The organism is Photobacterium piscicola (assembly GCF_900166965.1).
Taxonomy (GTDB): Bacteria; Pseudomonadota; Gammaproteobacteria; order Enterobacterales; family Vibrionaceae; genus Photobacterium; species Photobacterium piscicola.
Genome location: NZ_FUZI01000001.1, coordinates 1,102,476 through 1,115,872, shown reverse-complemented (window position 1 = coordinate 1,115,872; position 13,397 = coordinate 1,102,476). Strand labels below are relative to the sequence as shown.

General features: G+C 38.3%; 3 protein-coding genes. All 3 read left to right on the top strand.

From position 1 onward, the window contains the following. Positions 1-151 precede the first annotated feature (151 nt). The 3 genes from CZ809_RS05240 to CZ809_RS05230 all read left to right on the top strand — a co-directional run bounded on the left by CZ809_RS05240 (position 152) and on the right by CZ809_RS05230 (position 13,368). Complete coding sequence (locus tag CZ809_RS05240; protein WP_080156323.1) at positions 152-9,064, top strand: GEVED domain-containing protein; 8,913 nt, start codon at positions 152-154, stop codon at positions 9,062-9,064. Between the two features lie 466 nt (positions 9,065-9,530). Then, positions 9,531-10,013, top strand: a complete 483-nt coding sequence (locus CZ809_RS05235; protein ID WP_080156322.1) for a DUF11 domain-containing protein — start codon at positions 9,531-9,533, stop codon at positions 10,011-10,013. Positions 10,014-10,101: 88 nt separating this feature from the next. Next, the gene (locus CZ809_RS05230) at positions 10,102-13,368 is read left to right on the top strand and encodes a beta strand repeat-containing protein (RefSeq protein WP_235865804.1); all 3,267 of its coding nucleotides are present in this window, start codon (positions 10,102-10,104) and stop codon (positions 13,366-13,368) included. The last annotated feature ends 29 nt before the right edge of the window (positions 13,369-13,397 follow it).

Below are 13,397 nucleotides of genomic sequence, written 5' to 3'. Positions count from 1 at the left end.
TATTTGCTTAGTTTTATTTTGCAATATAATTTTAAATAATCATTATTAATAATTAGTATATGGAAAAAGGAATACAGCTATTTTATATACGTTAGTTAAGTTGGCGTTATTTATGCAATAGACATCTTATGTTCATTGATGGATAAGTGACATGAAAAAGTCTATATATTTTTTGTTTATAATACAATTGATCTTGGGTTACTTTTTACTTAAAAACAATAATAATCAATTGCCTTTAAAAATGGTTATTATTGATCAAGAATTGATATCGAATGATTTCTTTAGTAAGCATTCGTTACAGTATTTAAAAATTAAAGATATATCTAATTTTATTTTTCAATTAGAACAACAACCACAATCAAAGATTGTTGATTTATGGGCTCATGGGACGGCTGGAAAAATTAAATTTGGTCGAGATATTATTACATTAGAAAATATCGAAAAATATAAAAGTGAGATAATAAAAATAGGCTCATTATTAGGTTCTGATGGTGTTATTAATTTCTTAGGTTGTGATTTAGCAAAGGATGAAAAAGGGAAAAAATTATTATCAAAATTTTCCGAAATATCAAAGATTTCTGTACGAGCATCTATTGATAAAACGGGGCATAGCAGCCAAGGTGGTGATTGGGATCTAGAAATGGCGTTTGGCCATCAAAAAACTGTGTTTACACCATTATCTTGGTATTTTGATTATTCAGCTGTTTTAGCCGATACCGATAGTGATGGAGTTGATGATGCAATTGATATTGATGATGACAATGACGGTATTTTAGATACTGATGAAATAGTATGTGAGGTTGATGTACCTCTTGATTTATCAGGTATTACAGCGGGCTCACCGGATGAATCAAATATGCCACTGTCAACAACAATATTTGATGGTGTTTTAAGCGGTACGAGTGCAGGCTCACCAGAAGGAACAAATACAGGGCAAATAAGATTATCTGTGGCGGGAGGGGTTGGTGAACAGATGGTTTATACCATTACTTTTGCTGATCCAGTTAAGTTAACTCTATCTCAATCAGATGATTTTTATTGGTTTGACAGTTCGGATGAATGGTCAGTTAGTGTTACTGGCGCGACTTTGTCGGTCTATAATCCCGCCATTACCCATGCAAGATTAGGTGGGACTTCACCAGAATTACAAAACGTTGTTGGTAATAATACAAGCTCTGTTAGTTTCCAACCCTTATCAACAGGCGGACACATTTCTGCTGCTAATTCTCAATGGTCTATTATGTCTAGTGATTTTGTTTCTAGCATAACATTTACTTATTCAAATTCGACCTCACAATCAAACAGCTCTCCGATTAAATTACGCACGACTTGCGTGTCTGATGATGTTGATAATGACGGTATTTATAATCATATCGATTTGGACACTGATGGCGACGGTATTCCGGATAATATCGAAGCGCAGACAACCACGAATTATATATCTCCTAACAATGATACCCCTGCAAATTACACAGCAAATAATGGTTTAAATACAGCTTATACTCCAACAAGTGGGTTAACACCCGTCAATACAGATACTACTGACAATCCAGATTATTTAGACTTGGATTCTGATAACCAAGGCGGCGATGATACAACAGAAGCTGGCCTTATTTTATCGGGTACAGTAGGTACTAATGGTTTAGATAATAACTATGATAATGGGGATAACTTTGCTGATGTAAATGGTAGTTTTGATAATACTCAGAATGATAACTTTCCCGATAATGATGCTGATGTGAATTCAGGAGGAAATATTGATTGGCGAGATACAGTTGTGAATTGTGATACCTCTGAATTAATTGGTGCAACAGCAAAAACAAACAGTCAATATGAAATAATTAATGGATCACCATTAATTATTCATCACATTGCCGCAGGGGGGAATGGTGTATTTAAGGATGGTCAGCAACAATCATATCAGCAGTCACCTTATAGCTGTGGTGGTACGTTTCCTTACATGCATCTTAATGATGGTAGTGTCGGCGAATATTGTAATTATAAAGAATTTTTAATGAGTACCGTCAGTGGTGTTGGAACTGAAGTTGATCCTTTCTCTGTATGGTCATCACGATATTGGGACAGAAATAATAATAATATTTATGATAGTAATGATATAAAAATTGTGACCGAAATAACTTATATAAATGGTAATGAATTTTTTGATCAACATTATTGTTTAGAATCAGCAGATGGTTCGAATAGTTCTAATATTGGACTAGCACAAGGGTTCGATACGTATTTAAACGGTGGTGATGCAGGCGCTGCATTTGCGATTCCATATAATTCAGTAAATTATCAACCAGATACAGGACCATATTCATTAGTTGGTGTAACCAAAAACTATACTGCGACTGATCAATTTATGGGGTATATGGAATTAGATAAATCTTGGGATCGTTATTTCTCTGGTCCTTATTCCACTATGCTTGACTCTAATTTAAATGCGGCGCCATTTTTACTCGATAATACTTTAAATACTAATCCTGGTACTGATAATGGTATTGGGGTTCAGTGGGGATTAGGTGTTGTAAATGATGCATCTATGCACTCAGTGCGTTTGTTGTTTAGTACATTAGGTGGCGCGATATTTCAAGCGGATGAGTATGATTTAGGTGATGCGCCAGATACATCGACTGGAACCACTACGGGTGATTATCAAACATTATATGATGATGGTGGTGCAGGCCATGCTTTTAATGATACTGATACGGATAATCAAAATGATATTGTATTAGGTACGTTATGGGATAGTGATGACGGGACATTACAAAATATCGCGGCAAATGCAGATGATATATTAGACAGTGATGATGAGGATGGTGTTAGTTGGGTTAATAGTTTTGTTCGTGGTGGTAATAGTGATCTTTCAATAACAATAACAAAAGATCCTGAATCAACGTTAACCGGTTTACGATTATATGCCTGGGCTGATTGGAATCAAGACGGTGATTGGCTTGATAGTGATGAACAGGTTATTTCAGATATAGCAGCGACGAGTTCTACTCAAGGTTATACGATAGCTGTTCCGATAAATGCAATACTTGGTAATACTTATTTACGTGTTCGAGTTTGTTCTGATGTTGATTGTAATTCATCTATAGGGCTTGCAGATGATGGTGAGGTAGAAGATTATCTTATTACCGTTGTCGCACAACAAATATCAGGCTTTGTATTTAATGATGATGGCGATGGTGGTGGTACGGCAACCAATGGTATTAAAGATGGAACCGAAACTGGGTTAGGTATTGGAGTTCCGATCGTCGCCTACAATCCCTCGACAAGCCTATGTTATGCAACGACGGCAGATGCAACAACGGGAGCATATACTCTGACTGTTGGGGCTACGGGCACTTATAAAGTCTATGAAGCTATTAATGAAACCAATATTGCGTCTCCAACTTGTCCACCAACGGCGCCTATATTAGATACCAATACAGGTAGTTATGTTGGCGGTACTATAGGGGATCCTGCTACATATCAATCGAGCAGTGCCAATGTTAAGACGGTTACAGCAATAGGTGGCGCTTTAACTGATATAAACTTTGCTGATTTTGTTATTAACTCTTTTGATATTTGTTCATCTTCCGCTTATTTGACTCAAAGTAGTGGTGGTGTTAGCCAATTAAATGCCATTAATTTAGCGACAGGATCGGTTAATTTATTGACGTCACCCGTAACTGCTGGTTCTGGTGTCGGGTATTCAATGGTGACAAATACACTGGCTGGAATACAAGGAACGAATACTTTAAATCTATTTGATAATGCCTATAACACTTATTCATTACCTATCTTTAATTCAACTATGCCAAGTGCTGCTAATAATGGTGATATTGATGATAATGGTATTTTATATGCGCACAATGACGGTAATTTCTATTTATTTGATACCAATCCAAACAGTGAAACTTATTTAACTCAAGTTGGAACCTTACCGACGACGAGTTTAAATTATGCTGATATTGCGTTTAATCCGGTTGATGGTTTTATTTATTCTGTTCCAAGCAATAATTCACGAATACTATATCGATTTGATCCTACGACAGGTGCTCGTACTTCATTGGGCGTATTACCTGGAATCGCTAATGGACCATATGGTGCGATGTATTTTGATGATCAAGGGTATTTCTATATTTCAGAAAATCCAAATCCCGGCCGAATCTATCGTGTTGATGTATTGAATGGCTCAAAACCAGCAGGTAGCTATACGGCGACGTTATTTTCTCAAACGAATGCATCAGCTGCTGGTAATGATGGTGCGCGTTGTCGTTATGCTCCAGTACCTCTAGATTGGGCTGATGCACCGACTTCAGATGGCTATTTCACTGAATTGACAGAAGATGGACCTCGACATCAAACTGAGGTTGGTTTGCCATATTTAGGAGCTAACACGCCTGATAATGAAAATGATGGCCAACCGACAGTTACCGCTGATGGTGATGATACTAATGGGGTAACACCTGATGATGAAGATGGGTTTATTCAACCGAGTATCCCCTCTATTTTAGTCGGCGGGGATAGTTTGTCTTTGACGGTTCCTGTGGTTACATCAGGCAGTGATAACCTTTATGGCTGGATTGATTTTGACGTAAATGGTGTCTTTGATGCAGATGAGACCGCAACAGTTGCTGTGGCTGCTTCGGGTAACAGTACGCTTAACTTTACCGTGCCAGCTGATGTTGAAATTATTGATACCTATGTCCGTTTACGGATTTGTTCGAGTACGGAAACGTGTGATAGTCCAACAGGAAGTTCAGGTGATGGTGAAGTTGAAGATCATTTAATTTCATTAAAACCACCGGGTGATTTGGCATTAATGTTAGCGATGGATCCTAGTGTGAATGTAACTTTAGGTATTCCCTTTAACGTTGTTGTTAGTGTTGAAAACATGGGGGCAACGGTAGCACTTAATACTAAAGTAACGCTTCCTATTCCAGCTGGGTACAGCTTTGTTAAAGCTTATGCCGGTGATGGTGTTACGGAAATCACCACCTATGATCCATTAACAGGAGAGTTAGATCTCGGTGCTATAGGGTTAGGGTTTGATGATTATGCTGTTATTCGTTTAGCACCTCAGTCACTTACGGCACCTGCAATCAATGCCGAAATCATAGAAACCAGTATCAACGATAATGATTCAATCCCCAATAATGGTTTTGGTAATGGTGAAGATGATACCGATATCGTAACCCCTATTATTTCAAATACAATCCAACCTAATATTTGTGAGGCTCCGGTTGTATTTGAAGGCGGCGATGCGTATTTAGCCGCAAATGGTGAATATGTTGTAACCCCTAATACCACTAATCAACAAGGGTATTTGTGGAGTTATGAATATATTGACTTGAACCAACCCATGTATGCCGAATTAGCGGTGTATTTAGGTGATAGAACGTGTAATACCGGATGTCCCAATGGAATTGAAAGTGGTGCTGATGGCATGACGTTTGTGCTATCTGCGGATTCACGAGATCTGAATGCCTTTGGTGCCTTTGGTGGTGGATTAGGGGTTGGTGATATTTTTGGTGCAACCCCTGTTTCGCCATCTGTCGTATTTGAGTTCGATACCTTTGATAACACCTTTATTGGTGCTACCGACGATGCGGTAGGAGGGCAATTTATTGACCATACAGCCGTTTATCTTAATGGTGATGTATATACCCCTGATGCTGCTAATACCCTTGTTCCTGCCACGTCTGTTGCTGGGGGCGAATTAGAAGATGGACGCTATCATATTGCGCAATTTGAATGGGACCCAACGACCAATCAATTTACTTATTATCTTGATGGCATCATGGTTAGTCAATTCACTCGTAATATTCGTAATGATATTGGTAATAACATGGTGCGGTTTGGTTTTACGGGCAGTACTGGTGATGGTTATAACCTTCAAAAAGGGTGTTTTACTAAAGCGCCCAATGTATTAGGGAGTGATTTAGGTGACGCGCCTGATACAACGGTTGGTACTGGAATAAATAACTACACCACGACTTATGAAAATGATGGTGCGGCGCATGTGCAGGTAGACAGTGATGACAATGGCTTTATCGATTTACGCATGGGTAATTTGTGGGATGCTGATTTAGGTGATCTGCAAAATATAGGTGCGACTGCTGATGATGACGATAACTTTGATGATGAAGATGGTGTTTCACTTGTTTTATCCGCGACGAAAGGTGAAAGCCTTGATATTACTGTGAATGTTGTTGAAGATGCGGCGCGCACCAGTACTGGACAACGTTTATATGCATGGCTTGATTTTAATCTTGATGGGGATTGGGATGATACAGGCGAACAAATCATTATTGAAGCTTCAGCATTAATAGGTAATAACAGTTTTAGTGTACCGATACCAGCGAGTGCTATTGTTGGTTACAGTTATTTACGGGTTCGCTTATGCAGTGATGTCGGTTGTGATAGCCCCGTAGGCTTAGCGAATGACGGTGAAGTCGAAGATTATCGGGTGTTGATATCAGATCTGGTGGGAAATAATCAATGTGATTTAATTTTACAGACAATTAAGCCGGTGAGTAGTAGTGATTATGCCTATACGTCATTGGATGCAACGTCTGATCCTATTACTTTTTCTAATATTGTAGATCCCATTTCGATTACGAATCAAACCAATATTAATAATATAAATGCTATTGGTTTTAATCGAGTTAATGGCTTGATTTACGGCACCTTTACCGATATGACCTCAGCCAATCGTAATCATCACTTGTTTGTGACCGATAAAACGGGTACTAGCTTTATTGATTTGGGTGAAATGCGAGCAGAAAATGCTGCGTCAGTGAGCCGTCTTAGTGATGGTGAAACCTTTTCATTTAATGCTGGTGATGCATTACGAAATATTGGTTATTCATCGACAACCTTTAATTTTACCGCTTCAACCGCTGGTGATGTTACGACGGATGGTAATTATCTTATCGCTTGGCGAACGGGATGGAATTCCATGTTTAAGATTGATCTTAATAGCCAAACATTTACCGTTATTCCATTAGATATTAGTGCCATGAATGACTCCTTTACTGGTGTTGTTATTGATGTAGGTGCAGATTTGGCCATAAGTAGTCAAAATGGACAAGCCTATCTTGTTGATTTACGAGGTGAGAAGTTATATCAGGTTGATCTTAATACCGGCAGTATTATCAGTCAGGATTTGATTTATCTTAGTGGTAAACCGACTGTGGATTCGAATGGGAAATTACAAGCGGGGGCATTGATTATGGATAACTCTATTAATTTGTATGCCATGACTAATGGCGGAAATCATGACTCAAATCAAGATGGGATTATTGACTTAAATGAGCGTGCTGTAGTCTATCGCATCAATGTAATAACCGCTGAAATAGAGTTTGTTGTAGCGTCAAATAATAGTAGTTTGCAAGGTAATGATGGTGCTGGTTGTTATGATTCGACCGATTATGGTGATGCAGCTACAACATATGGCCAAGCCAGCCATGCTTATTTAGATACGGCATTAGATGGCGTGGCAGATTTAGCGCTTGGCTCTCGTTGGGATCCTGAATTTACACAGTGGATCAGTGCTGATGCAACGGGTGATGATACTCATGGGCAGGATGATGAGGATCTGAATATTCCCGCTCAAATTATTGTAGAAACCAGCACCACATTACCGATTCAAGTAGTGGGTAATGGGTTTGTGAGTATTTGGGTTGATTTAAATAATGATGGTGATTTTGCTGATAGCAATGAATTATTAATTAATGATCAAGCTGTTACAGCAGGAAATAATAATATAGCAATAACGTTAGATGCCGCTAGTGCAGAAGGGTTTAATGGCAATACTGTGATGCGAGTACGTTTATGCTCAGTTGCTAACAGTTGTAATACGTTTGATGGTGCAGCCGTTGATGGTGAAGTTGAAGATCATTTATTTGAATTGCTTAATCGTATTGTTTTAAGTGGTGTGGTGTTTGAAGATAATGGTGGCGCAATAGCAGCGCACGATGGTATTCAAGACGGCACTGAAATAGGTTTAGGTAACTTTACTGTTACCGTAACGTTTAATGATGCTGGTGTTACGGGAGTGACGACGGGTGATGTGATAGCTACGGACACTACATCGGGTGATGGTAGCTATAAATTTATTCTTGGGGTGGATTTCTCAGGTAAAAACTTACTACTAGATGTGATTAAACAAGCAGATTGGATTGATATCAGTGAAGCTAATGTCACTGCGATCCCACAAGTAACCAGTACCAGTGTGATTGATAGTCAGATGGCTGTTAACGCCAGTGCGGGGGATGATATCAGTAGTCTTGATTTTGGTAAGGTACGTGAGCCAAGAATGGAGCCTGATAATTTCAGTGAAGTTGAACCCGGAAAGGCAGTATTATTCCCACATAAGTTTACAGCTGCAACCTCGGGAAGTGTGAACTTTTCCATTATAAATCCAGAGGTTGCTCCAGCAAATGACGGTTGGAGTACCATTCTTTATTTAGATAATAATTGTAATGGAATAATAGATGGTGCGGATGCTCAAGTTATTAATCCGACAGTAGTAAATGGTAATACAGCAGTATGTTTACTCAGTAAAGTGTTTGTGCCAGCGAATGCGCCACTTAATGCCCAATATCATTACGATATAGCAGCAGATATGATCTTTAGTGATAGTGTTGGAACAGGACACAGTATTACGCGTCAAGTGTTAGATAAAGATACCATCAGAGCGACGTTCCGTGGTGCCGGCGAGTTAAAGCTGGAGAAAACGGTACGAAATATTACTCAAGGAACGGCTGTTGGAGTGAGTAATAATGGCCGCCCTGGGGATATATTGGAATACGTTATAACCTTTACTAACGTTGGAGATGGTGATCTAACTGAATTAAGTATTTTTGATAGTACGCCAAGTTATACGGGGCTCTCTCAAGCAATAGATTGTACCTCGGGTAATGTGCCAACGTCACTCACTTGTATACCTGTTACTACTAATGGGGCAAATATTGTAGATTATGAAGGGGAGGTGCGCTGGAATATGACGGGCGCTTTAGCTCCAGGAGATCAAGGAACCGCTGTTTATTTAATAAAAATAAAATAATATCATCATTGACTAATATTTTAGGAAAGAACCATACGATAAAATATCGATATGGTTCTTTTTTACATTGATAAATGTAGTATGTGTTAAATATAAAACAGTTGTTGTTTAATTAAGAAGTTAACCAATAAAATCATCAAACAAATTGATATTTAATAATCGTTTTTACGTAAGAAATTGATGTTGGATTTATTTTAAATTAAGTTGTTATTTTTATAATACACGCTATGTAAAATGTTCTACCTTTTAAAAAATTATCTTATGGTTCAATAGTTATAACTTTATATTTTTAATTTTTATTTCGCATTTAAATAATGATTCGCAAAATTATAATTAATTTTCTATTTTGCTTTTTAAATAAACGTATGTGATTAACTCATTGTTTTTTAATGATGTAAAAATATTTATTATTGGCATGCTTATCGCATTATATATATTTCATGGATCATAAAGGATGAGGTGTAATATGAAAAATTTATTATTGATAGTGATTGGCTGTTTGATGATGTCTTTTTCTGTTTATGCGGAAGATGATAACTTACTAGTAAGTAAAATGGATGCATATATAGTTGAAGTAAATGATAAAGGAGAGGAAAAATTAGTAAAAGCAGAGAAAGCCGTACCAAAAGATAAAATCGAATATAAGTTAACTTACACAAATAATAGCGAAAAGCCTTTGAATGGCTTAATTATTACAGGACCTATTCCTGAAAATACTTTTTATATTGCCAATACAAGTAACACAAAAATTAAATCGAATTTTTTAGTTAGTATTGATGGAGGTAAAACATTTGAAGAAGAGCCAGTGAAACGCGAAATAATGAAAGATGGAAAAAAAGTTGAGGTTATTATTCCACCTGAAAAATATACCGCAGTTCGCTGGATACCATTAACACCTATTAATGCTAAGGAAAAACAAGTTTTTGCTTATCGCATCGAAGTTAAATAAACGTTAAGTAAATGTACCGCCCTGCGTTTTTGCAAGGGTATTTATACACATCGTAATTAAACTAATGACCTTAAAAGGTAACCACTTTATGAATACGCATTTAAAACCTATAAGTGTATGGGTTGCGGCGGGACTCATAACGGTAGGTGCAGGTTTACTATCTAGCCAAGCCCTTGCAGCTACTGCCGCCGGAACTGATATTAAAAACTTAGCAACAGTAACCTATGAAGATGAATCTGGAAATAGTTATACCGCGACATCGAATGAAGCGGTTGTAACTGTAGCTCAGATTTATAGTGCAACGATTGAGCAGGATCTCAATACTACAGGCTCTCCTGGTCAAACTGTATATTTACCTCATGTATTAACCAATACAGGTAATGGTGCTGATACTTATACATTAACATTTGCGCAGAATCTTCCAGGAACTGATACGCGAGGAACGGATACGATTGATGCTACCACATTGAAGCTCTTCAATGATGAAAATAATAATGGTCAACCAGATGCGGGTGAAACCGAATTTACTTCTGGTGATACTGTTACTCTAAATGCTGGTGAGCAAATGAACTTAATGCTTGCAGCAGCAGTGCCTACAACAGCCGTTCCTGGCGATACACTTGGTGTGACATTAGAAGCAGAAGCTCATGATGGTACACTTGCTCCTATTGATGGCTCTGTCACTGATATTGGTGATAACAATGATGCCTTACCTGATACTAACGCATCATTAATTACAGTGACTAACGATGCTGTGGTTAATATTACCAAATCAGCGACGCACTTAGAGAATGTTGGTACGGAAACCGCATTAGGTATTGATTTAGATGGTGATGGTGGTACAAACCGAGAGTTAAGTTTAATTCGTTACACAGTAACCGTTTCTAATACAGGTAATACAGACGCTAAAGATGTGGTTATCTTTGATGGTATTCCTGAAGGAACAGTATATGTCGCGAGTAGTACGGGTGGGTTATATGATGCATCAAGCAGTGGTTTGTTAACTGTTAATGGTGATACACCGATTGATTTTGCAGCTAATTTAGTTGATGAATCTACACATGGAGTTGATTTAGACCAAGATGGTACTAATGATACCGCTGAAAATCAAATTGATGGTGGCTTAGATCTTAACAGTAACGGTAATACAACCGATACCGCAGTACCTGGTGTATATGCTGTTGATGATCAATTAGCGTCAAATACAACTATCTCCATGACTTTTTATGTAGCATATTCTCCTGAAACAATGATGGGCGACACCGAAATAGGTAACGTTGCTTATTCATGTTCAGATCTTAATGGTGATGGTGATTACGATGATGCTGGTGAGTGTAATGATCCAGATCCTACAACTGCAGGTCCCGATCCATCAAACCCAACTACAACGACTACAACGACGACTACTGGTGTAGGTATTACCGATACTGGTACTGAAACAGGAACATCAGGTGGTGGTGACTCTGATGGTACTGATGATAATATTCAGACAGTAGATTCAGCGGCTGCGGGTAGTGAAGTATTCTTCTATAATAAGATCATTAATAATGGTAATACTACCGATAGTTTTGATCTTTCGACTGCAAATGTTAGCTTTCCAACAGGAACAACATTTGAATATTGGAATGCGGATGGTACAGCACAACTTGTTGATACTAACGGTAATGTAACACCTGATAGTGGTCCTGTTAATCCTTCAACATGTATCGATGCCGCTGTAACTATTGATGGTATTACTGTTAATTGTAATGAGACATTGTTCCGTGTCGTTGCCAATCTGCCATCAGATGCTGCTGATTCTCCAACACCATTTGAAGCAACAACAACGGCAACTTCTTTCAATGATGCAACTAAGACTGATAGTAAAACTGAGCGTTTAGATAATATTACAGGTCCTACTGTTGATATTGCTAATACACCAATTACTACTATTGATCCTGCTGTAGATGTCGATCCTGTGCTTCTTGCGGGTGGCGTTCTTACTAGTGCAGATGTAGCTACGGTGTTTAATGATGAGCCTTTAGGTTCAACGGTTACTGCGCCTATCTATATTGCCAATGAAGGCGGTAGTTCAGATTCATTCCTATTAAGTGCAGAAGGTAGTTATAACGGTACAAGTTGGGAAACTGCATTACCAACGGGCTGGACTGTAGTATTCAAGCATAATGGTATTGATATTGATGCAGATGGTACGGTAGATATTGCAGCAACGGGGAATGTGATTACATCAACACCAACTATTCCAGCAGGTGCTGTATTGTGGGTTAATGCTGAAATTACTATTTCTTCTGATCCAACTCAAGCTTTAGCTGACAGTGATCAAACGGCAGCGATTGATGCAAATAGTGATGGTGATATGGATTATATCATTTCACTTGTTGCTACATCAGACGCATCTAATGCATCTAACCGTAAAGTTGAAGCATTTGATGTCGCAACTGATGCCAGTATTGATATTACGCCTGCATCATTAAGCAACCAAATCGAACCAGGTGGTAGTGTTACTTATGACCACACGTTAGGTAACAATGGTAATACAACTGAAACCGTTGATTTAAGTTCAGGCAATAATATGACTGGATTTAATAATACAATTACTGTTGATACTGATGGTGATGGTGTGCCTGATACTGAAGTTGGTAACTTATGTGATGATCCTGTAACGACGCCAATTATTGTGCAGCAAGCGGATGGTTCTAGTGTAAGTGTAGAAGTAGCGTGTGATGCAACAGACGGCTCAGATACAGTTCCAACATTAACGTTAGAGCCTGGTGAAACCATTCCAATGGAAGTCACTGTATTTGCACCAACAGATGCAACATCTGGTACAAATAACCTAACAACAATTACTGCTGTATCAACAACAGATCCAACAGTGACTGCTCAAGGTCAAGATAACTCTGAGGTTGTTAAAGGTCAGGTCCGTCTTTATAAGTATGCTGATTTAGATACTGATTGTGATGGTGTTGCTGATACTGATAAGACCTTCTTAAAAGAGCAAACAACGAATGTTGAACCTGGACAGTGTGTTGTTTGGAAATTGATTGCAGTCAATGAAGGTACATCAAATGCTCTCAATACTGTTATTACAGACCAATTAACTGAGTACTCTCAATTTCATGCGGGTGGTAGCTTAGTAAGTTGTCGTAATACGACCGATTCAGGCACTGTTGTAGCACTTGCTGATGCAACATATCCTTTAGAGACTGATGATTTAGGTCCTTTATGTAACCCTGATGGTACTACTGGTGCTGACGTTACTGGTGCGGTAAGCGGTAATTCAGTTACCTTTACTGTAGGAACACTTGTTCCTGGTGATAAGGCTGTCGGTAACTTTGTAGTGAAGATTGATTAATAGCAAATATAACCTAGTCCTCCCTACCT

Excerpts from the sequence above, each read along its gene's own strand:
- CZ809_RS05240 (WP_080156323.1), top strand. The coding sequence starts at position 152 with ATGAAAAAGTCTATATATTTTTTGTTTATAATACAATTGATCTTGGGT.
- CZ809_RS05235 (WP_080156322.1), top strand. The coding sequence starts at position 9,531 with ATGAAAAATTTATTATTGATAGTGATTGGCTGTTTGATGATGTCTTTT.
- CZ809_RS05230 (WP_235865804.1), top strand. The coding sequence starts at position 10,102 with ATGAATACGCATTTAAAACCTATAAGTGTATGGGTTGCGGCGGGACTC.